Source organism: Microthrixaceae bacterium (assembly GCA_016702505.1).
In the GTDB taxonomy this organism is placed as follows: Bacteria; Actinomycetota; Acidimicrobiia; order Acidimicrobiales; family Iamiaceae; genus Aquihabitans.
The window spans coordinates 586,631-607,863 of the sequence record JADJDU010000001.1 but is presented as its reverse complement, the minus strand read 5'-3'; the positions used below and the strand labels follow the sequence as shown (position 1 = coordinate 607,863).

General features: G+C 66.2%; 17 protein-coding genes and 2 pseudogenes. 9 read left to right on the top strand and 10 right to left on the bottom strand.

Translation table 11 applies throughout. The features are described from left to right. Nucleotides 1-32: 32 nt before the first annotated feature. Nucleotides 33-917, bottom strand: a complete 885-nt coding sequence (gene dapF, locus IPG97_02825) for a diaminopimelate epimerase (GenBank protein ID MBK6855512.1) — start codon at nucleotides 915-917, stop codon at nucleotides 33-35. 262 nt (nucleotides 918-1,179) lie between these two features. On the opposite strand from dapF, the gene IPG97_02820 reads away from it, so the two are divergent. Then, nucleotides 1,180-1,971: a hypothetical protein gene (locus tag IPG97_02820; GenBank protein MBK6855511.1), complete on the top strand. Its 792-nt coding sequence runs from the start codon at nucleotides 1,180-1,182 to the stop codon at nucleotides 1,969-1,971. A gap of 123 nt (nucleotides 1,972-2,094) precedes the next feature. On the opposite strand, the pseudogene miaA reads toward IPG97_02820, so the two are convergent. Beyond that, nucleotides 2,095-3,040, bottom strand: a pseudogene (gene miaA / locus IPG97_02815) (tRNA (adenosine(37)-N6)-dimethylallyltransferase MiaA). A gap of 22 nt (nucleotides 3,041-3,062) precedes the next feature. Next, on the bottom strand, nucleotides 3,063-4,508 hold the full coding sequence (gene miaB / locus IPG97_02810) for a tRNA (N6-isopentenyl adenosine(37)-C2)-methylthiotransferase MiaB (protein MBK6855510.1): 1,446 nt from the start codon (nucleotides 4,506-4,508) through the stop codon (nucleotides 3,063-3,065). A gap of 72 nt (nucleotides 4,509-4,580) precedes the next feature. On the opposite strand from miaB, the gene IPG97_02805 reads away from it, so the two are divergent. After that, nucleotides 4,581-5,252, top strand: coding sequence for an SGNH/GDSL hydrolase family protein (locus IPG97_02805; protein ID MBK6855509.1), 672 nt, complete (start codon nucleotides 4,581-4,583; stop codon nucleotides 5,250-5,252). Nucleotides 5,253-5,449: 197 nt separating this feature from the next. On the opposite strand, the pseudogene recA reads toward IPG97_02805, so the two are convergent. Both recA and IPG97_02795 read right to left on the bottom strand, forming a co-directional pair. Then, a pseudogene (gene recA, locus IPG97_02800) lies at nucleotides 5,450-7,592 on the bottom strand (recombinase RecA). Between the two features lie 377 nt (nucleotides 7,593-7,969). Next, a complete protein-coding gene (locus IPG97_02795; protein ID MBK6855508.1) occupies nucleotides 7,970-8,737 on the bottom strand; it encodes a sulfite exporter TauE/SafE family protein in 768 nt (255 codons plus the stop codon). 133 nt (nucleotides 8,738-8,870) lie between these two features. Here IPG97_02795 and IPG97_02790 point away from each other — a divergent pair, with 133 nt between their 5' ends. From IPG97_02790 to IPG97_02780, 3 genes are all read left to right on the top strand, one after another. Continuing rightward, the gene (locus IPG97_02790; protein MBK6855507.1) at nucleotides 8,871-9,506 is read left to right on the top strand and encodes a LysR family transcriptional regulator; all 636 of its coding nucleotides are present in this window, start codon (nucleotides 8,871-8,873) and stop codon (nucleotides 9,504-9,506) included. Beyond that, nucleotides 9,460-9,765: a LysR family transcriptional regulator substrate-binding protein gene (locus tag IPG97_02785; protein MBK6855506.1), complete on the top strand. Its 306-nt coding sequence runs from the start codon at nucleotides 9,460-9,462 to the stop codon at nucleotides 9,763-9,765. The genes IPG97_02790 and IPG97_02785 overlap by 47 nt, the downstream gene beginning before the upstream one ends. A gap of 156 nt (nucleotides 9,766-9,921) precedes the next feature. Further along, entirely contained in the window at nucleotides 9,922-10,329 is a 408-nt protein-coding gene (locus IPG97_02780) for a nuclear transport factor 2 family protein (GenBank protein MBK6855505.1), read from the top strand. A 50-nt stretch (nucleotides 10,330-10,379) separates the two neighbouring features. Here the strand turns inward: IPG97_02780 and IPG97_02775 are convergent, their stop codons facing one another. The 4 genes from IPG97_02775 to rimO form a co-directional block, all read right to left on the bottom strand. After that, nucleotides 10,380-11,666 carry a CinA family nicotinamide mononucleotide deamidase-related protein gene (locus IPG97_02775; protein MBK6855504.1) on the bottom strand — a complete coding sequence of 429 codons (1,287 nt, stop codon included), beginning with the start codon at nucleotides 11,664-11,666 and terminating at the stop codon, nucleotides 10,380-10,382. Between the two features lie 56 nt (nucleotides 11,667-11,722). Continuing rightward, a complete protein-coding gene (locus tag IPG97_02770) occupies nucleotides 11,723-13,672 on the bottom strand; it encodes a hypothetical protein (protein ID MBK6855503.1) in 1,950 nt (649 codons plus the stop codon). A 339-nt stretch (nucleotides 13,673-14,011) separates the two neighbouring features. After that, entirely contained in the window at nucleotides 14,012-14,593 is a 582-nt protein-coding gene (gene pgsA / locus IPG97_02765) for a CDP-diacylglycerol--glycerol-3-phosphate 3-phosphatidyltransferase (protein ID MBK6855502.1), read from the bottom strand. A 62-nt stretch (nucleotides 14,594-14,655) separates the two neighbouring features. Further along, nucleotides 14,656-15,930, bottom strand: a complete 1,275-nt coding sequence (rimO, locus tag IPG97_02760) for a 30S ribosomal protein S12 methylthiotransferase RimO (GenBank protein MBK6855501.1) — start codon at nucleotides 15,928-15,930, stop codon at nucleotides 14,656-14,658. On the opposite strand from rimO, the gene IPG97_02755 reads away from it, so the two are divergent. Then, nucleotides 15,929-16,966: a galactose-1-phosphate uridylyltransferase gene (locus IPG97_02755; protein ID MBK6855500.1), complete on the top strand. Its 1,038-nt coding sequence runs from the start codon at nucleotides 15,929-15,931 to the stop codon at nucleotides 16,964-16,966. The two genes, rimO and IPG97_02755, sit on opposite strands and share 2 nt — an antisense overlap. Beyond that, complete coding sequence (locus tag IPG97_02750) at nucleotides 16,963-17,964, top strand: galactokinase (protein MBK6855499.1); 1,002 nt, start codon at nucleotides 16,963-16,965, stop codon at nucleotides 17,962-17,964. Before IPG97_02755 ends, IPG97_02750 begins: the two co-directional genes overlap by 4 nt. A 15-nt stretch (nucleotides 17,965-17,979) precedes the next feature. Here IPG97_02750 and IPG97_02745 read toward each other — a convergent pair whose 3' ends face one another. Beyond that, on the bottom strand, nucleotides 17,980-18,633 hold the full coding sequence (locus IPG97_02745; GenBank protein MBK6855498.1) for a PH domain-containing protein: 654 nt from the start codon (nucleotides 18,631-18,633) through the stop codon (nucleotides 17,980-17,982). A 59-nt stretch (nucleotides 18,634-18,692) separates the two neighbouring features. On the opposite strand from IPG97_02745, the gene IPG97_02740 reads away from it, so the two are divergent. Next, entirely contained in the window at nucleotides 18,693-20,744 is a 2,052-nt protein-coding gene (locus tag IPG97_02740) for an ATP-dependent DNA helicase UvrD2 (GenBank protein MBK6855497.1), read from the top strand. Further along, entirely contained in the window at nucleotides 20,741-21,232 is a 492-nt protein-coding gene (locus IPG97_02735; protein ID MBK6855496.1) for a DUF2505 family protein, read from the top strand. The genes IPG97_02740 and IPG97_02735 overlap by 4 nt, the downstream gene beginning before the upstream one ends. The last annotated feature ends 1 nt before the right edge of the window (nucleotide 21,233 follow it).

The following is a 21,233-nucleotide window of genomic DNA, read 5'->3' as shown; positions in this document are numbered from 1 at the left end:
GACCGAGGTCGATTCGGGTTGGTCGGCTGGTGTCATCGCTCGACCTCGATGCTTCCTATGTAGGTGGCTGGACCATGAAGCGTCATCGATGGCCCGACGTCAACGGTCACATCTCCGCCAGGCATGTGAACGGTCACCTTCGGGCCGGTCAAGCCCCAATCGTGGGCGGCTCGGGCCACCGCGGTGGCTCCGGTTCCACACGCCTCGGTGACCCCGGCTCCCCGTTCCCACACCCGCATCGTCATGGCATCTTCCTCGCCGGGGGTGGGAGCCACGAAGTGCACGTTCATGCCCGCCGAATAGGCGGCCTCGTGGGTGGAACCTGCCGCCACCAAGTCGATGGCGTCGGGGTCGTCGACCAGGATCACCAGATGGGGGTTGCCGAGGTCGAAGGTGGCTTGACGGGCTCCGTCCAAACCCAAGGCTGTGGCCGATGCCGGGGGCAAGTCGCCAGCGGACAGTTCGATGGCGTGATCGGCCTGTGGGCCCGGACCAGCCGGGCCCATGTCGACGCTGGCTTCGATGGTGGCAGGATCCCCGGCAGGGTCCGGTCGGTGATGCACGGTCCGGACGCCAGCGTCGGTGGCGACGGTCACCACCCCTTCGGACCCGAGCCCGGCCATGACCGCGGCCTGAGCCAGACAGCGGATCCCGTTCCCACTCATCTCAGCAATCGAGCCATCGGCATTCACCAGGGTCATGACCACGTCCACCGCCCCATCGCCTCCGCCGTCATCGACACCAGGAGAGGTGAGACCGATCAACAGACCATCGGCCCCGATGCCTCGACGTCGGTCGCACCACCTCTGGGCGCGCTCGATCCAGGCCTGCCCGTCGAAGGCCGAGGTGGAATCGTCGGTGAGCACGACCAGGAAGTCGTTGCCCAGCCCGTGGTGCTTGGTGAGGTGGAACGCCATGGTCCCCTAAGTGTCGCAGCCCAGACCCCTGGGACAACCCTTGATTCCACAATCGCGCCGCCACAACCCGTCCCACGCTATGGAGCGTTGTGAGCGAGGGCACGACGGTGGCGGGTAGCACCGCGGCTTCACGGCGTTCGCTCCGCCCCATCAGAGAAGCCCGACATTTGGTCATCGGCGTGTGACATCGGACGCAGGACTCAAACGGTCACTACCATGGGCCGGAGAATGCCGTGGGGGGGACGACAAGGGTGGAACTGCCGTGAGATTCTCCGTTCACAAGCCGCTACTCGGTCTGGCTGTGGTGGCCGCGGCCACCGCGGGGTTGACCTCGTGCAAGTTCGGAGTGACCGAGCCTGCCTCTCGAGTGCACGACACATCCGCGGTACTCAACGGTCGCGCTTACAGCGAAGAGGCCGGGACCACCCGCTGGTGGTTCGAGTACGGCCCAACGCCGGCGCTGGGATCGTCGACGCCCGAAGTCCAGACGCACGTGAACGCCGATAACGCTGTGCCGGTGAGCAGCCTTGTCGACGGCCTGAACGAGGGGACCACCTACTACTACCGGACATGCGCCGGACCGGTGGGAGGGTCGGCCAACTGTGCCACCACCTACCAACTGACCACCGGGACCGGACGGGACTCGGTGACGGGGACGGGAATCGTCGAGGAGATCCCCCAACTCGGCTACGTCAAAGGCGTCTACACCGATGTGTCCAGCGATCCGTCAGGCGGGCTCATCGACGGAATGGTCCAGGCCATGCCCGGGGTCGCCTACTTCCGGGTCCCAGACGAAGGTCCCATCACCTGCATGCGCGTCGTCGGCAACCAGGCGGTGATCGGCTTCATCGCCGATGCGACCGAGTACGACCCCGAGATCCCCTTGGTGCCGAGGATCATCTTCGTAGAAGACAACGGCGCCACCGGCGACAGAGTATCGACCACGACCATCGGTGCACCCGTTGACGTCTGCCCCGAACCGTCGGAGTATGCGGCCACCGGCCAGGTCACAACCCGTGGAAACATCGTCGTCCACGACCACCCTGCTACCTGATCTGGCCACCGCTTTCGGGCCTCGGCGCAGAGCCAACCGGCCCTCGGCCCATCTCACGACTCGACCCAATCGGTAGGGCCGTCGTCGCTGCCAGGGTCACCTGAACGCGGGTGATGCCTCGGTTCAGCTCACGTGACGCCAGTGAGATTCGACCAGGTCGATCATCTCGCCGATGACAACGTGGGGATCGGTCGCTGCGTCGAGCCATCTGATGCGGGGATCACGCCGGAACCAGGCCCGCTGCCGTCGAGCAAAGGCCCGGGTACGGCGTATGGCCTCATCCACGGCCTGCTCGATCGTGGGCGTGCTGTCACCGTTGTCGGCGGCGGTCAGGTGGGCCAGGAGTTCTCGGTAGCCGAGGGCCTGACCGGCGGTGCGACTCAAGGGCGGACCCGATCTCAGCCCCTCTACCTCGGCGAGGAACCCATCGGTCATCTGCTGGTGGTAGCGCTGCTCGATCCGATCTGCCACCACTGGCTGTGGCAGGCGAATGCCGACCAGGTGGACCGGCGTGTCGGCGTAGGCATCCAGCCCGGGCCCGAACGAGGAGAACGGTCGACCACTGCCGATGCACACCTCCAGGGCCCTGATCACCCGGCGGCGGTTGGTGGGTTCCATACGTGCCGCGGCAGGGGTCGACCAGCGCTAACCGCTGGTGCAGAGCCACCGTCTCCGCCTCGGCGTCAGGTGTGGAATCGAGTTCGGCCGCAACTTCTGGGAACCGACCGGGGATCTCGAATCCGTCGATCACTGCCCGCAGGTAGAGGCCGGTTCCCCCCACCAGCAACGCCCGCCGACCACGAGCCGAGATGTCGGCGAGTGCGTCGGCCACCGCCCGCTGGAACGAATGGACCTCATATGGCTCCCACGGGTCCACCACGTCGATGACATGGTGGACGACCTCGGCCTGATCGGCCTGAGTCGGCTTGGCCGTGCCGATGTCCATTCCCCGGTACACCTGCATCGAGTCGACCGACACCAGTTCCACATCACCGAACCGTCTCGCCACCTCCATGGCCAGAGCCGACTTGCCCGACGCCGTGGTACCGACCAGTGCGATGGGGCGCATCCCGTCTGGGACGACCATCGGCTCAGCCGGCCACCACTGCAATACGGGTGCGGTGGGTGGCCGCTGCGGTCACACCGACCAGCTCACCTCTCAAGAAGTGAGGGGCCGCCCCGGTCACGGTCACCTCGGCGTAGGAGCCGACACGGATCGGCGCTACCCCGGCGAAGTGGACGAGCTTGTTCTGGCGGGTGCGGCCGGTGAGGACCGAGGGGTCCTTACGGGATGGCCCTTCGACCACCACCTCCTCCACCCGTCCGATCCGTGCCTCGTGCTTGGCCAGAGCCGAACGCTCCAGCACCACCTTCAGCCGGTCGAACCGGTCTGCGACCACGTCGGGATCGACGAACTGATCGACCATCTCGGCCGCCTCGGTACCAGGGCGAGGCGAATAGATGAAGGTGTACGCCGAGTCGTACTCGGCGGCCGCGGCCACAGCCAGCGTCTGGTCGAAATCGTCCTCGGTCTCGCCCGGAAACCCGACGATCAGGTCGGTGGTGACCGCTAGGCCTGGAATGGCTGCTCGAGCGTCGGCAACCCGCTCCAGATAGCGCTCGGCGGTGTAGCCACGGTGCATCGCGGCCAACACCCGGTTGCTGCCCGACTGGAGCGGCAGGTGGAGGTGTTCGCACACCTCTGGGGTCTCAGCCATGGCTGCAATGGTCTCGGGCCGGAGATCCTTGGGGTGCGGGCTGGTGAATCGAACCCGACGAATCCCTTCCACCGCTCCGACCGACCGCAGCAGGTCAGCGAACAGCGGGCGCACTTTCACCGACTGGTCTCCGGCCTGACGGGCAGCGAGGGTGAGGTCTCGGCCGTAGGAGTTCACGTTCTGACCCAACAACGTGACCTCGGTGACGCCATCCCCAGCCAGGTCACGCACCTCATCGACCAGCCGCTCGTAGGGCCGGGAGATCTCCTCGCCTCGTACCGCGGGGACGATGCAAAAGGCGCACGAGTTGTCGCAGCCGATCTGGATGGTGACCCAGGCGGCGTGGCCGAGCTCACGCCGGGCCGGCATGGCCGACGGGAACAGTTCGGCGTCATCGGCGACGGTCGCTTCGAGAATCTCGGTGAGAGGTCCTTCCTTGCGAGCCCGGCGAAGAAGCTCGGCGGCCCGGTGAACGTTGTGGGTCCCGAACACCAGGTCCACATACGGTGCCCGCTCGCGGATCGAGGTCTGGTCCTTTTGAGCCAGGCAGCCGCTGACAACGATCTCCAGACCAGGCCGCTGGTCCTTCAACGACTTGAGGTGGCCGAGCGTGCCGTAGAGCTTGTTGTCGGCGTTCTCACGGATGCAGCACGTGTTCAACACGATCACGTCGGCATCGTCCTGATCGGCTGCGGCCACCAGCCCGTCGGCCTCGAACAGTCCCGCGATCCGCTCGGAGTCGTGCTCGTTCATCTGACATCCGAACGTACGGATGAGGTAGCGGCGAGGTTCGCCCTGGATGTCAGACGGTGCGGTCATGGCCCCGGAAGTCTAGGAGGAGGACCTTGCCGAGCTTCAGCCTCAGCCCCAGCCACATGGTTGACTAGTTCCATGACCGGTGGGGAGGCCGATGACGAGCGAGGTCGGCGCGGCCTGTTGGTGGTTTCGGGCATCACCGCCCTGGCAGTGATCGGGCTGATGGTGTTCTTGTTGTGGCCCCGAAAGCCCGGTCATGTTCTGGTGGTGGGTGACTCGGTCACCTACATGAGCTTCGAGGAACTTCGGGCCGATTTCGATCCCGACACCGATCTGGAGGTGTACGCCAGACCCGGTTGGCGTTCCACCGACCTCTTACCGCTGGTGGTGAAGGCCGTCGATGACCGAGCCGAGGCGGGCAAGCCGCTGGACCGGGCGATCTTCCTGGTCGGATACAACGATGTGTGGCGAGATCAGATCGACCACGACGACCTCGAGACCATGGTGAAGGAGTCGGCCCGGTACCGGTGTGCGATCTGGTTGACCCTGCCCACCCGACCAGGGGGCAAGGCTCCCGCCAGCCGGGACTTCGATCCGGATCTGGCCGAGGAATGGAACGACCGCCTAGCCCGACTGGTGGGAAAACATCGGTCTCTTCACCTGGTAACCGCCTGGCAGAGCTCCATCGAGGATGCACCAGTGTCCCGATACCTGGAACCTGACGGCATCCATCCCAACCCCGAGGGGCAGAAGCTCATGGCCGGGATCATGCATGACGGTCTCATGTCTGCCTGCCGCCGTTCGTGACCCCGACCTGACCTCCCAAAACGCCATGTGCGCCCGGCCCCAGCGGTCCGAGCGCACATGACGGGTGTGGTTGGAACTTCGGCCGGCTCAGCCGAGGGGAACGATCGAGCCAGCCGCTGGGTTCCTGCCGACCCGGGCCTGGACGCCCGGGTCAGATCTCTGGTTTTGCTCGAAAGCGGCGAGAGACCGGCTCGGGTTCAGTCCAGCGTGATCGGCAGATCGTCAGGATCTACCTCGGTGTCGTCGTCGATCTCCCCGTCTACCGAGTCGATACCGACCTGCTGGCGGATCCGTTCGGAGATCTCGACCATGACCTCGGGGTTCTCGAGAAGGAACGCCTTGGCGTTCTCTCGGCCCTGTCCGAGCTGCTCGCCCTCGTAGGTGTACCAGGCACCGGACTTCTTGACGAGCCCGAGATCGACGCCGATGTCGAGCGCCGAACCCTCACGGCTGATGCCCTTGCCGTACATGATGTCGAACTCGGCCTGGCGGAACGGCGGGGCCACCTTGTTCTTGACGACCTTCACTCGGGTGCGGTTGCCAACGACCTCTACACCATCCTTGATGGACTCGATACGGCGGATGTCGAGCCGGACCGACGAATAGAACTTGAGCGCCCGCCCACCCGGCGTGGTCTCGGGTGAGTTGTGCACCATGACCCCGTCTACGAAGTAGTTGTGGTTGCCCTCTACCTCGATGTCGAAGCGGTGCGAGGCGCGACCGGCAGCAACGTTGCGAATGCTGGTGATGGGCAACGGGACCAGCGCGTCCTTTGGCTCCGAGAACACCGGTTCCACACCGAAGCGACCCTGGTACTTGGGCAACAGCTTGAATGCCATGGACGGGTGGACGAAGGGAGCGATGAGCGCATGGAGCTTCGCGGTCTCGTCCTTTGCGAAGGTGAGTACGGCCGTTCCACGAGCTCCCAGCTCGCTGAGCGTGGCTCGAATGCCCCAGGTGTCGGCAAGGTGGTCACGCAGCCGCACCTGGCTGGCCGGGTCGAAAGCCTCGACGCAGATCTCCGAGCGCCCGGAACCTTCTTCGGTGCGGGCCTGCACGCCCTTGGCCCCCATGGTGAAGCCACCGTTGTCCATGTACCAAAGCGCCAGAGACAACGGCGTGAGTGCCTTGAGGTAGTCGTGACTCAGGAACTTCTTGCCACCGACGTAGACAGACTTGCGGAGCTCCGCTAGTTCGGCGAGAGGCGCCATGTCGTGGAACACGGCACCCTGGGCTTTGGTGGAACGGGAGGTTCCGATGTTGGCGAAGAGCGATCCCTTCCAGTCCGAGTACTCGGCCTGGGCCGCGCCGTGCCCCCACCCGAAGCGCGCGCCGTGTCCGCTGCGAGTGGGCGAAAGGGCGCCGTCACCCATCAAGCTGCCGACGATCACCTGCCACTGGAAGTCTGACAGGCGATGGGTGACGTTCTGGAGGACGTTGTCGCCCACGATCAACTCACCGGCTTCACGCCATCCGCCGGGCGTGCGGACCAGGTGGTTGGGGGTACAGGCGAACTGTGCCCGCCCGTTGCCGGACGGCTTGGCCACCGAGAAGCGAAGGAACGATTCGGTGCGGCCGTTGTCGAACCAGTTGACCACCTTGCGGGGCACGATCCGAGTCGGTGACCGGGTCGTAGGACATCACCTCGACGTCCATCTTCTGGTTGACGATCTTGCCGATCTTCTCCTGCGTTCCGTCGGCCAGCGTGACCCGGGTACCGTAGGAGAAGCACCCGAACATCACTCCGATCTTCTCTCGGAGTTGGTTGATGAAGATGCAGATGGTGTCGGTCTTGTTGAGGTTGGCGGTGAGCTTGCGCAGCGCCTGGGACATGAGCCGGGCCTGGAGCCCGACGTGGCTGTCTCCCATCTCGCCTTCGATCTCGGCCCGGGGGGTGAGGGCGGCGACCGAGTCGATCACCACCACATCCAAGGCCCCGGAACGGACCAACATGTCTGCGATCTCGAGGGCCTGTTCGCCGGTGTCGGGCTGGGAGATGTAGAGAGAGTCGATGTCGACCCCCAGCGCCTTGGCGTAGATGGGATCCATGGCGTGCTCGGCGTCCACGTAGGCACAGATTCCGCCGTTGCGCTGAGCCTCGGCCACCACGTGCATGGCCAAGGTGGACTTGCCCGATGACTCGGGGCCGTAGATCTCGACAACCCGACCCCGGGGAAGACCACCAACGCCGAGCGCCAAGTCCAGCGCCAATGCCCCGGTGGGGATGGTGCCGATGGCCATGGAGCCCTTCTCGCCCATCTTCATGACCGAGCCCTTGCCGAACTGCTTCTCGATGCCGGCCAGTGCCAGTTCGAGTGCCTTCTCCTTGTCCTGAGCCATCTGTTCGTTCCTTTCGTGTTGCCACGGGGGCGGGTGCTGGGTGGCTGCCCGGTGGCAGCGTTCGTGCTGAGACCGTACGGAGGGGGTCTGACAACGAAGCCGTGACCACTTCCGGTCCAACGGCCCAGGCGACCCCGGAACAACAGCGATGGTATTTCGAACGTTCGTTCGATGCAAGGACCACGTCGACATTTCGTGGATGCCAGATTCCCGGTTCCAGAGGGTCTCCCCCACGGCGGGAGCGAACGAGGGCAAGCATCCCGATGGCCCGAAGCGCTACCCAGCACCGGCCCGGAACAGTCGAGGCCAGGGCGACCGACCACTCCGACGCCTGGTCAGGTCACCCAACGACCGAGGCGCTGGATGGGCCGTAGGGATCAGACCGCTGATATGGCGAGGAATACGGCGCCGAGGACCACGAGCGAGGCGCCATAGAAGCGCTCCAGCCGGGCTACGTCAGCTCGCAGAGCGACCCGCGCCCCCAGGCCCGACAGCGGGATCGAACCGATGGCGAACAGGACGACAACGGCAAGGTCAAGGTGTCCCATGGCCATGTGGACCATCGTTCCGGGGATGGCCAGCACCGATGCCGTCGCCAAGGATGTGCCGAGGGCGGGCCTGATCCCCAGACCGAGGACGGCCACGAACAGTGGGGCGAGCAAGAACCCACCGCTGTTGGCGAGCAGACCAGCGGCAACGCCGGTCACCAATGCGACGGCGATGGTCCGGTTCCTGTCGGCCCCCTCGTCGACATCGTTGTCGCTCTGTTTGGCGGTAGAGGTCCGCAGCATCCGCAGACCGATCACGATGATCACAAGGTCGGTCAGCAGCACCAGTGAACCGGCGTCGATCCAGCGAGTGGCAAACGCTCCGAGGATCGTGGCCGGAACGCCGGCGATCAAGGACCAGCGCAGAACCGTCCTGTCGATGTGGCCGTGTTCGCGATAGCGGTTCGCAGCCACCATCGCACCGGGCACGGTGGCAGGAAGAGGAGCAGCCAAGGCAACGATCGGTGGCAGCCCCAACGCCACCAGTGCCGGCGTGGCGATGGCCGATCCACCCTTGCCCAGCAACCCGCCCAGGAAGCCGATCACTCCACCGATGGCGACGATTCCGACGACGGTGATCAGGGTCAGCTCGGGCACAGACCCATGCAACCCGGGATCGACCCACAAGTCCAACAAATGCTTCGGATATGCTCCATAAGTAGATGTTATGGAAAGCCGGAGGCACCGCGCTGTGGGTGCTCGAAGCGGGCCCAATAGCGGGAGCAGAAGGATGGACCTGAGACAGGCCCAATACGTGATCGCAGTGGTGGACCACGGGAGCTTCACCGCCGCCGCAGCATCGATACCGGTTACCCAGCCCGCGCTCTCTCAGTCGATCTCCACCCTCGAAAGGGATCTGGGCGCCCCCTTGTTCCACCGACTGGGCCGGTCGGTCAGGCTCACGCCTGCCGGTGAGGCCTTTGTTGCTCCGGCCCGTCAGATGTTGCGAGATGCCGAAGTAGCCCGAAGCGCGGTCACCGCGGTCGCTGGATTGGCGGCTGGTCGCCTGGACCTGGTGTCGCTGCCGACCCTGGTCGTGGAACCGTTAGTCGACCTGGTCGGGCACTTCCGACGGGCCAGCCCGGGGGTGCTCGTGCGGATCAGAGAGCCGGAGAACCCGGCGGACCTCCTCGGTCAAGTCCGCTCCGGAGAAGCCGAACTGGGCTTGGGCGACGAGGTCCCCGACGAGGATCAACTCGAGGGTCACAGCATTGGGAGGCAACGGATGCTCGCTGTCCTCCCACCTGGCACCGACCTGGGCGGTTCCGCGTCTCTGCCAGCGACCCGGCTGGCCGCCTTTCCGCTCATCACCACCCCCCGTGGAACCTCGACCCGCCGTCTGCTCGCCACGGCCCTACGACCGTGATCCCAGTGCAGATCCTGCGATCGGTGTCGTCACCGAGCATCGTGAGGCGATCATCCCCCTGGTCATGGCTGGCGCAGGTGCCGCCGTGTTGCCCGAACCTCTCGCTCGTGACGCAGCGGTTCTGGGGGCCACCGTCGCTCCCCTCTCCCCGCGGGTCGACCGTGACGTGGTGCTCGTCCACCGGCGGGGCGCCATGTCTCCGGCAGCCCAAGCCTTCCGGGCTCTCGCCCTGGGGAACAAGAACCGGGCGAACGAGTAGCCCACAGGAGGCCCCACCAGTCACCACCGACGACTCCCGACCGATCGAACAAAGGCCGAACATCGAAAGGCATCAGAACCCAGATGGGACTCGGGGGCGGCTCGACGCGGAGCCCGCGGGTACGGTCCGACCATGACGACCACACGCTCGGGCGAGATGACACCCACCCAGACGGTCACGGCGCTTCTCGCCGCGCTGGAAGACCTCGACGTAGATGCCGCGCTGACGTTCTGTTCGCCTGACGTGGTGTACCAGAACGTTCCGCTGAAGCCCGCCCGCGGTCAGCGTGAGGTAGGTAAGGTCCTAAGGTCGATGATGAAGTTCGCCAACGGCTTTCGTGTCGACTACATCAACCTCGCCGCCAACGGCCCCGTGGTCCTGACAGAACGTACCGACGTGATCAGCGCGGGACCGGTTGCTGCGGGGTTCTGGGTGTGTGGAACCTTCGAGGTCCACGACGGACTCATTACATTGTGGCGCGACCGCTTCGACTGGGTCGACTTCACCACCTCGTTCGTGCGAGGCGGTGTGAAGGCCGTGGTCCGCAAGGTGCGACCAGGCTGAGCGGACGCCCCAGACGGCGATGGCCACTGTGCCCGACACCAGAGCGCCGATCACCTGACAGACAGGAGCCTGGTCCGCAGGGCGTTCATGGCGGTGATCACGCTGAACTGGCGGACCTCGGCTCGACCGCCGGGTAGCTTCACCTCGAACGCCTCGGCGCCCTTCGGTCCATCGAGGTCGCCCAGGTCGAGCCCGACGTAGACCGTGCCGGGAGCGAGCCCCCCTTGTGGGTCGGGTCCCGCAACCCCCGTAACCGCCACCGCCACGTCGGAGCCCAGCACCCGCCGGGCACCGGTGGCCATGGCCATGGCTGCTTCAGCGGTGACCACCGGACCTTCCGGTACGCCCAACACCGAGAACTTCACATCTGAGGCGTAGGACACGATCGAGCCACGGAACACGTCGGATGCGCCGGGTACGTCACAGATCCGGGCTCCCATGAGCCCACCGGTGAGCGACTCAGCCAGCCCCAGGGTCAGTCCTCGCTCGCGCAAGGCGACCAGAACCGCATGCTCGATGGTCTCGTCGTCCACCCCGAACACGAGCTCCCCCAGTTCGGCGCGGACCCGTTCCTCCTCGACCGCCAGGACCGCCAACGCCGCACTCCGGTCTGGCCCCTTGGCGGTGAGACGCACCTTGATGCCCTCGATCCCACTGGCCAAGTAGGCCAGGGTGACAGAGCCGGATCGGTCGAGGTCGGCCACCACCGGAGCCAGCCGTTCGGCCAGACCCGACTCGCTCTCACCCCAGGTGCGCAGGGTGCGGCTGACGATGGTGGAGGTGACTCCGGCCCGGCGCACCAGGTCGACCAGCACGGCCTCGCCGATCAGGATCTTCATCTCCCGGGGCACGCCGGGTACGGCGTAGATCACCTTCTCGGATCCGGGCCGGTCCGGTTCGCCGGTACCCGGCACCGGGCAGATCAGACCAGGTGCAGTTCCAGGCTGGGGGTCAGCAATGGCGACGGCCCCGCGCGGTACCTCCGCCTGGCGGAAGTTGTTGGCGGGCATGCGCCGCCCCCGCGACGTGAACATGGCCTCGATCCGGGCCGCCGTGTCCTCGTCGAGCTCCAGATCCACGCCCATCACCTCGGCGATGGCATCTCGGGTGATGTCGTCGTGGGTGGGGCCGAGCCCTCCACACACGATCACCGCATCGCTGCGGTCCAGAGCCAGCTTCAACGACGACACGAGCCGGGCGTGGTTGTCGCCGACCTTGGTCTGAAAGAACGAGTCGATGCCGGCCAGCGCCAACTGCTCACCGATCCACGAAGAGTTCGTGTCGACGATCTGGCCAAGCAGTAGCTCGGTCCCCACGGCCACCACCTCACAGCGCATCAGCGCACCCTAGGCCGGTGGGGCAACGTGCCCATCGCCAACGATGAGGGGGGATCTCACCACCGGGGTCGCGTCATCGGCGAACCGGGACGAAGGAACAGGAGATCTGAGCCTCCCGCGACCACCAGACCACCTTCCCAAGTAGCAACCTTGTGGCGCTTGGTCACCGAGTGCGGGATCGGCTGCGAGCCGATGAGGCGGAACCGACGGGCATCGAACTGGTCTATCGAGTCACCGTCCACCGTGAAGATCGTCTGCCCCACACGCGTCGATGCCCCGGGCCCGATACGAGCCAGCGGGAAGCCGGCCAGTGGATCGATGATCTGACCGTCGGTCGCGTGGATGACCTCACCCGACACCGAGAGATCGACATAGAAGCTCTGCCACATAGCGGGCGTCTCTGTGACCACACGGATCCCATCGGGATCCACTCTGAGCGCATAGAAGCCGAACGCGGTCGTCTCATTGTTGGCGCCGTACACCGTGTCGGCCTGAGGGCCGAGCTCGATCCGGTTCGGTCCTGTGTGCGATGGAGTGGAGATCGGCAGCCTTCGGCCGTCGGAGAACACCGTCACCCCCATGTGCCGGGGCGAGAGGTTGGACTTGAGGCTCACCACCAGCCGACGTCCTGGACCGGGCATGGCCACCATGTCCTCGGCGAACAGCGGCCAACGCCCGCCGGTGAGGGGAATGGTTCCGATGCGCTCGAGGGTCTCAGGGTTCACCTCGGCGATCTCAGTAGCGCCGTCCAGCGCTACGTAGAGCCTGGATCGGTCACTTGACATAGCCAATGCGGTGGGTGCGGAGCCGACGTCGCCCGAGTTGATGATCCGACCTGACCGCGGATCGACTGCCACAACCTGATTCCGGTAGTTCGAGCTCTGGGAGGAGACGGTCACGAACACACGGCGACCACGCTCATCCACCAGGACGTCCCGGCTGGGGAGCGGCAGGGAGCGAATCGAGAATCCGATTCCAGGCGGTGCAGGTGGCTGTGTGAACGGACGGGGACGGAGACCGGGAACCATGAGCTGGATCCCGTCGGAGGTCAGGGCCGCAACACCGCCCGAGACCGCCACCAACGCCTTGGGGACACCGGAGATAGCAGGGAATGTCTGCCCGGCCAGTTCGGATCCGTCGACGCTCGAGAACCTCCGGATGGTCTGACCATCGAGGTATGCCACCGACCCATCGGACAGAGCCGACACCGGACCGGAGACGGGTAGTTGGCGCACCACAGAACCGGCCTCGGGATCGACCACCATGCCGTTGGTCCCGTACAGGTGGTCACCGACCGCCTCGATGTCAGTCCCGAGATTCTTCCAACCAAGCCGGACCAGAAGCTGGGTCACACCGGTGTGGTCCACGACCAGCGGGTAGATGCCATATGCAGTCGTCCCGGTGTTCAGACCGAACAATCCCCCCGACGCGGTTGCCTCGATGCGCACCGCTCCCGTGTGATCCCGGCTCATGGCGGGTCGGCGAACACCGTGCTGGTAGGCGGCCACTCCTCGCAGAGCGGGGCTTCGGTTCAGATGGAACAAGCTCCCGAGCACCACCGACTCATCACCTGGGAGGACCTCGAGATCTTGGGCGTAGGCCTGCCCGTTCCAGGTGGCGGCATCGGTAGCAAAGGTGCGCCTGACCGCGAACCGGTTCAGGTCCACCTCGACGATGGCCGGAGAGCCAAGCAACGCCACATAGGCCCGTTGCCCCGACGGTGCAACCACCACCGACGACGGGTTGGAGCCAACGTGAACATGGCGAAGGATCCGTCCGGTGCTGGACTCGATCTCGACGAGCTCGTTGCCCAGCGCGGAATCCTCAGGCGGAACGGTGGCCAGGAACGAATGGCCGCCTGGCACCGCGGCGATCTGGTTGGCCCTCAGCGGCAGCGAGCGGTGCGTCCAAGTCAACCCACCCGGAACTGCTGCCGCGCTGGGCTCGGTGATGCAAACGAGGGCTGACAACAAGCCGACCGCCACCAACACCATGCGTGACTTCATGGTTGATCTCATGCCACTTTCCCTACCCCTCGATGACGTCGCCGCGACGTTAGCTAAGCCTGGATCCGCCGAAAGCCAGAGCCTTCCGGCGGAGTTTGGTAGCCGGCCTGACGGCCGACGTCTTCGCTGCTGCGACCGGCAAAGCCGATCTCCGCAGGTCAGGGGCTCCGCCACAAAGGGCTCTGCCCCCAAACCCCCGCCCAGTCCTGTGACTTCAGCTCGTCAGACAGCCGAGCACTAACGGTGGCCGCACAGAGAACCCGTTTCGCCTGGGTGACCATGGAGAATCGAGCACAACCCAAGCTCGATCGGTGGATCCAGGCTAAGCGGGTGGGAGTCTCAGGCGGCGGGAGCGGAGCGGTGACCGAGGGTGGTGGCCGCCGAACGGCCGTCGACCAGGTACTGCGCGCCCGACACCACGGTGAGGACCACAGCCACCCACAGGACCGTGGTGGCGGCCATCTCGGCGTCGGCGGTGATGGGCAGCAGCGCCAAGGCCACCGCAAACTCCTGGACCACGGTCTTGACCTTGCCGAGGGTGCGGGCCGGTACCGCCAACCCCTGGCGGCCGAGTTGGGTGCGGAACAGGCTGATGGCCACCTCTCGCACCGCGATGATGGCAACCGGAACCACCCAGAACCGTTCGGCAGCCACCAGGGCGAACAGCGCTCCCAACACCAAGACCTTGTCTGCGAGCGGGTCGAGGAACGCCCCGGACCGGGTGGTCCCATGGCGGCGGGCGAGGTGGCCATCTATGCCGTCGGTGAAGGCGAGCATGGTCCAGAAGGCGAAAGCGGCCCAGCTCGATGGATTCTCGACGATCATCACCAACAGCAGCGGTGACAGGACCAGACGCAGCACCGTGATCACGTTGGCCGGGGTCAGCAGGGCACCGGGGCCGTACCGTTCATCGAGGGGCACGAGTTTGGTGTCGTGGTGATGGTTGGGGTTGCTCGACATTGGTGGCGGAGTTCTCGAGATGTTCAGCCGGCCTGGAGGTCCGGGCCCATGGCTGAGGTGACGGTGAGGGTGGTGATGGAACCCACAGGCAGGTGATCGGGAACCGAGATGATGCCATCAATCTCGGGGGCTTCACGGTGACTGCGTCCTATCCCGGGGGCGTCCACGAGCACTTCGACCTCTGAACCGATCAGAACGTCACGTTTTTTCTGGGTTATCTCGTCTTGCAGTTCCCGCAGCTCGGCCAGGCGTTCCTCGACCAGGTCTCGTGGTACCTGGCCGTCCAGCCCGGCGGCGTGAGTTCCATCTTCGGGTGAGTAGGCGAAGAACCCGCACCAGTCGACCTGGGCTTCTTGCACGAAGGCCAGGAGCTGGTCGTGGTCATCTTCGGTCTCGCCGGGGTACCCGACGATGAAGTTGGAACGGAAGGCGGCAGCCGGTTCCCGTCGTCGGATGTCGGCGATTCTGGTCAGGTACCGCTCCCCGTTGCCCCACCGACGCATCCGGCGCACCAGCGGGGCCGACACGTGCTGGAGGGACAGGTCGAAGTACGGGACCCCGGTGGCACAGATCGTGTCGATCAACGCATCGGTCAGGTCCGACGGGTAGAGGTAGAGCAGTCGCGTGCGGTCGACCCGCTCTGACACCTCACTCACCAGCCTCACGATGGACCGCTCCCCCACGCCTTGGTCGCGCCCGTAGGCGGCCAGGTCCTGGGCCACCAGCACGATCTCTCGCACCTGGAGTTGGTCGACCTCATCCAAGACGGCGTCCAGCGAACGGGACCGCTGGGGACCCCGGAAACTGGGGTTGGCACAAAAGCCACAGGCCCGGTCGCAGCCTTCGGCCACCTTCACGTAGGCCCAAGGTCGTGACGATCGGGGTCGGGGCAGGTTCAAGAGGTCGAAGGACGGGACCGCCTGGTTGGATCTGGGTCCGATCGAGACCGGGGTGGAGCTGCTACTCGCCCGGCCTGTGGCGGTGAACACTTCGCCGAAGCCAGCCACCACATCTACCTCGGGAAGGGCCTCGGCCAGTTCGTCTCGGTAGCGCTCGGCCATGCACCCGGTGACCACCAGTCGGGCGCCATCGGCCTTCAGGTCGGCCAGGCCCAGCACGGTGTCGATCGACTCCTGACGAGCTTCTTCGATGAACGCGCAGGTGTTGACCACCACCAGGTCGGCGCCGGTGGCGTCGTCGGTGGTCTCGTAGCCCTCCGAGCTCAGTTGGCCCAGCAACTTGTCTGAATCGACCTCGTTCTTGGGGCAGCCGAGGGTGACGAGGTGTACGCGCGACATGGGGTCACCACGCTACCGGTGGTCTCGCCCAGCCTGGCCATCGCTGTGTGGCAACCATGCCGGGCGAGGCCCGGTACCCGAGGCCCGGTACCTCGACGTCCGCTCCGCCATGTACGGCGCCGACGCGTATCGTCGCCTCTGCATGTCGAACTCCTACAACGACTCCGTGAGCGAACTGCGAACCGACCCTCTCACCGGGATCCAGGTCCAGGTCACGGGCAGCCGACAGAAGCGCCCGAACCTTCCCACCACCGGCCCGACCGGTTGCCCGTTCTGCGTGGGCGGCACCGAATCGCCCGAGCCGTACCGGGTCCGGGTCTTCCCCAACCGTTGGCCTTCGTTTCCCGACGACCGCTGCGAGGTGGTTCTCTACTCCCCCGACCACCAGTCCCGCCTGTCCACAATGGGCGACGCAGCAGCGGCAGAGGTGGTCGAGCTGTGGACGCAGCGCACCGCGTCGCTGGGCTCCCGTCCCGACATCTCCTATGTGTTGGTGTTCGAGAACAACGGGCCCGACGTGGGAGCCACCATCGCCCACCCCCACGGGCAGATCTACGCCTACCCCGATGTGCCTCCGTTGCCGGCCACCGAGCTCTCCCGGCTGGCCGATGGTCACCGGCTCCTGGAAGATCATCTCGAGCTGGTGGTGGTGGAGCGTGATGGCTGGCGGGCCTGGGTGCCGTCGGCTCCGATCTACCCGTTCGGCCTGCGGGTGGCCCCGCTGGAACGTCGACCCGACCTGATGTCGCTGACCAGCTCGGAACGACGTGCGATGGCCTCGGTTCTGGCCGAGACCCTGGGTCGGCTGGAGGGGGTGTTCGACCCGCCCATGCCGTACATGTTCTGGATCCACCAGCGTCCCACCGACGGTGGAGACTGGCCCGCGGCGTGGATGCACGTGGAGATCGCCGGCCCTCACCGAGCCCCGGGAGTCATGCGCTACGTGGCCGGGGCCGAACTGGGCAGCGGGTCCTACCTGAACCCTGTCGTCCCGGCCGATGCCGCCGCCACGTTGAGGGCCGTGCCGTGGAGGTGACCGCCGTCGCCCCGGGGCGGGTCAACCTGATTGGCGACTACACCGATATCGCCGGAGGGCTCGTCTTGCCCATGGCTGTCGACTTGGCCACCACGGTGACCGGGCGACGCGGTGGCACCGAGATCTACCTGACCAGTGCCGATCAGCCCGAACCGGCCCGCGTGGTCCTATCGGTCGAAGATCCCGCTGGCGCTGAGCCCCGCTGGGCCCGCTACGTGGCTGGGGTAGTTGCCCAACTGAGACCGGCTTTCGGGTTCACCGGCCAGATCACCACCACCCTGCCGGTGGGGGCCGGGCTGTCATCCAGTGCCGCATTGGAGGTGTCGGTGGCGTTGGCCCTCGGTTTCGACGGTACGCCTCTGGAGCTGGCCCGCCTCACCCAGCGAGCCGAGCAGGAGGCGTCGGGGGTGCCGTGCGGGATCATGGACCAACTCGCGTCAGCGGCAGGTGTGGACGGTCACGCCCTGCTTATCGACTGCCACACCCTCGAGGTCGACCCGGTTGGTGTCCCTGATGACGTCGAGGTCAGGGTGATCCACTCCGGTCAAGAGCGAGAGCTGGCGTCGTCGGCCTACGCCGAACGCATCGCCTCGGTCCGTGCTGCCGAGGAGGTGGTGGGGCCACTGCGCCTGATCTCCGATGTAGGCGACCTGGGCCCGCTGGCGTCGATGGCCGACGGCTTGCTGACCCGCCGAGCCCGCCACGTGGTCACCGAGAACGCCCGGGTCCGCCGAGCCGTCGAAGCGCTGCGAGCCGGCGACCTGGCCGAGATGGGGCGGGCCATGATCGACAGCCATCGTTCGCTGCGTGAAGACTTCGAGGTGTCGACTCCGGTGCTCGATGCACTGGTGGACCGCCTGACCGCCACCCCCGGTGTGTACGGAGCCCGTCTCACCGGCGCCGGTTTCGGGGGATGCGTTGTGGCCTTGGCCGAGCCGGGTGCGCTCCGCGACGGCTGGGCGGTGAGAGCTTCGGCCGGAGCCAGGATCGTGGCCTGACCTCGCCGCCACCATTCACATGCGGTCGAGTAGCTCGGCCTTCTTGCGCTGGAACTCAGCATCGCTGAGCACGCCACGCTGGTGCAGCTCGGCGAGCTGGTCGATCTGTTCGGGAATGCTCGGTGCCCCACCTTGGACCTGGGTGGGGTCGGCACCGGGACCGGTCCGGATGCGGTCGAACTTGCGGTTCTCGTTGGCTTCGATCTGTCGGTAGATCTCGTTCTTGACAACGTCGGGTCTACGGATGTCGGTGAGGTGCTGGCTTCCCTGTTCACCGGCTGATTCGATGCCGAGGTCGCCAGCCTTGATCATTCGTTCGAACACGCTCTGGTTGAAGATCACCGTGTTCACCCGGTCCAGAGGGATCTCCATGCCCTTCTTGGCGATGAACCCCTCTGAGGTGATGATCCGGTCGGTGGTGAGAACGAAGTTGGTGGTGTACCACTTGACCCATTCGAACAGCAGCCACAAGCCGGTGAACAGCACCGCTGCTAGCCGCACCCAGTTGAGGAACGTCTCCGCCGTCTCCCCCATGACCGCCCAGGTCACCAGGCTGCCGATCACGGCCACAGCGAAGGCGGCGGCCGCGGGAGCGAGGAAGACGATGTGAGGGCGGAGGTCGAGGACCAGCTTCTCTCCGTCGTTGAGCAGTTTTTCTGAGAAGGCCACGTTCGGCACCCTAGATCCAGTTCTGACCTCAGCGGCGGAGGGAGCCGTACCATGCCGGAGTGGACGTGGATCGGCTGCTCGACGGGTTGGACCCGGCTCAGCGTCTGGCCGTGACCAGCCCGGCCCAACCGTTGGCCATCCTGGCTGGCCCCGGTTCGGGAAAGACACGGGTGTTGACCCGTCGAATCGCCCACCGCTGCGCGGCTGGTTCGGCCGATCCCCGCCACGTGATGGCCGTCACGTTCACCCGCAAGGCCGCACTCGAGCTGGATCAGCGTCTGGCCCGGCTGGGCCTGCGAGACCTACCGGCGGCCGGAACGTTTCATGCGCTGGCCTATGCCCAGCTCCGCGTCGCCTGGGCGGGAGACAACCGTGCCGCTCCCACCCTCTTGGACCGCAAGAGCCGCATCCTCAGCCAGGTGCTGGGTTCGACCCGCCAGGTCCGTCCCATCGACGTGGCCGGTGAGATCGAGTGGGCCAAGGCCCGTCTGGTAGCCCCCGAGGCCTATGAGGCCGCAGTGAACGCAGTGGGTCGCCGCCCTCCGGGTGATGCGTCTCGCATCGCCGGTTGGTACCGCGGCTACGAGGACCTGAAGCGCAAGAAGGCTCTGGTCGACTTCGATGATCTCCTGTTGTTGACTGCGGCCCGCCTCGAGCGGGACCCAACCTTTGCGGCCGCTCAACGTTGGCGGTTCCGGCATCTGTTCGTGGACGAGTACCAAGACGTGAACCCCCTCCAGGAACGCCTGCTGCGGGCGTGGTTGGGTGAGCGGCCCGACCTGTGCGTCGTCGGGGATCCCGATCAGGCCATCTATTCGTGGAACGGGGCCGATGCGTCGTTCCTCGTGGACTTCGCGGGTCACCACCCCGGGGCCGAGGTGGTTCGCCTCGACCGCTCCTACCGCTCCAGTCCTCAGGTGTTGGCCGTAGCCTCCACCCTCCGCGCCAACGACGACCTCGGCGGGACCATCGGATACCTGAGCACCAATGTGGATGGTCCAGTTCCGGTGATCGTGGGCTACCAGTCAGACCGCGATGAGGCCGCTGGCGTTGCCCGTTCGATCCGTGAGCTTCGCCGCCCGGGGCGGACGTGGGCGTCCCAGGCCGTGCTGGTGCGCACCCATGCCCAGACCGCTCTGTTCGAGGAGGCGTTCCGGCGGGCGTCCATCCCCTACCGCGTCCGGGGTGGGACTCGGCTGCTAGATGACCCGCACGTGCAGCGCCTGCTCGAAGGTTTCCAACGCCGACGCGATCCTCTGGTCACGGTCCTAGACGACCTCGAGGCCACCACCATCGAGCAGCGGGATTCACTGGTAGGCGCAGGTGGGTCCCAGGCTCAAGTGGTGGAGCGCCAAGAGCAGCTCATCCGGCTTGGACGGGAGTTGCTGGCCGCCGATCCGGGAGCTCCGGCCGAGGCCCTGTCCGGGTGGCTGCGCACGATGCTGGTCAGCGACACCCCCGATTCGGGAGATGCGGTCACCATCGCTTCGTTCCACGCCGCCAAGGGCCTGGAATGGGACGTGGTTCACGTCGCTGGATGCGAAGTGGGCTACCTGCCCATCACCCATGCCCGCACCGCTGCAGCTCGGGCCGAAGAGGAGCGACTCCTGTACGTGGCTGTGACTCGGGCCGCCGAGGTGTTGCGGTTCAGTTGGGCGCGTCAGCGGACCTTTACCACCGATCCGGTGGAGCGGGCTCCGTCGCCGTTGTTGTCCAAGGTCCGCGCCACGATCACCAGGCTGGAGCGCGAAGCCCAAGTCGCTTCGGGCACCACCGGTGCCGTGGACACCGCTCGTTTGGCTCTCGATCCGCCCGACGAGCACGGGACCACAGACGACCCGACCCACGCCATCGCCGAAGAGCTTCGACGCTGGCGGGCCGCCCAAGCCCGCAAGGCCGGGGTCAGACCAACCGTCGTTTTGTCCGAACGAGGGCTCGACGCTGTCGCCCGGCACCAGCCCCAGACCATGGAGGACCTGGCCGGCCTGGCTGGCCTCGGCCCGTTCACCCGAGCCGACCACGGTGAGCGTCTGCTATCCATCGTGGCCCAGCACCTTGATGCCGACGACCAGACCAACCTTCGACCCCTCCCCGGAGCTAGGCCCGCATGAACTTCCGACTGGTGCAGCATTTCGAGTCAGATGCCGAATCGGTGAACCGCGCCTATGCCGATCCGGACCTGTACCCGACCCTGGTCGGGCTACCCAAGCTGGGCGGCATAGAGGTGGTGGGTGCCGATGGTGACCCGGCTCACCATCTGGAGGTGAGGTTCCGCTTCACCGGCGATCTGCCCTCGGCGGTAACCGCGGTCGTGGCGCCGGACCGTCTTACCTGGGTCCAGGAGTCGATTCACGACCATGCCGCCCGCTCGGCCCGGTTCCGGCTCCTCCCCGACCACTACCCCGATCGGCTCCGGTGTCGCGGCAACTTCCAGGTTGACGAGGTCGACGGTGGCAGCCGTCGAACGATCACCGGCGAGCTTCAGGTGCGGGCACCGTTGGTGGCCAGCCGCGTCGAGCAGGCGATCGTGTCGGGCCTAGAGGAATACCTGATGGCCGAGGCTCCCGCCCTCGACGCCTGGATCCGGGGCCCGGGCTGAC

Coding starts and splice junctions, on each gene's coding strand:
- dapF (MBK6855512.1), bottom strand. CDS start 917: ATGGCGTTCCACCTCACCAAGCACCACGGGCTGGGCAACGACTTCCTG.
- miaB (MBK6855510.1), bottom strand. CDS start 4,508: ATGACCGCACCGTCTGACATCCAGGGCGAACCTCGCCGCTACCTCATC.
- IPG97_02805 (MBK6855509.1), top strand. CDS start 4,581: ATGACCGGTGGGGAGGCCGATGACGAGCGAGGTCGGCGCGGCCTGTTG.
- IPG97_02790 (MBK6855507.1), top strand. CDS start 8,871: ATGGACCTGAGACAGGCCCAATACGTGATCGCAGTGGTGGACCACGGG.
- IPG97_02780 (MBK6855505.1), top strand. CDS start 9,922: ATGACACCCACCCAGACGGTCACGGCGCTTCTCGCCGCGCTGGAAGAC.
- IPG97_02775 (MBK6855504.1), bottom strand. CDS start 11,666: ATGCGCTGTGAGGTGGTGGCCGTGGGGACCGAGCTACTGCTTGGCCAG.
- IPG97_02770 (MBK6855503.1), bottom strand. CDS start 13,672: ATGAAGTCACGCATGGTGTTGGTGGCGGTCGGCTTGTTGTCAGCCCTC.
- IPG97_02755 (MBK6855500.1), top strand. CDS start 15,929: ATGGGGTCACCACGCTACCGGTGGTCTCGCCCAGCCTGGCCATCGCTG.
- rimO (MBK6855501.1), bottom strand. CDS start 15,930: ATGTCGCGCGTACACCTCGTCACCCTCGGCTGCCCCAAGAACGAGGTC.
- IPG97_02735 (MBK6855496.1), top strand. CDS start 20,741: ATGAACTTCCGACTGGTGCAGCATTTCGAGTCAGATGCCGAATCGGTG.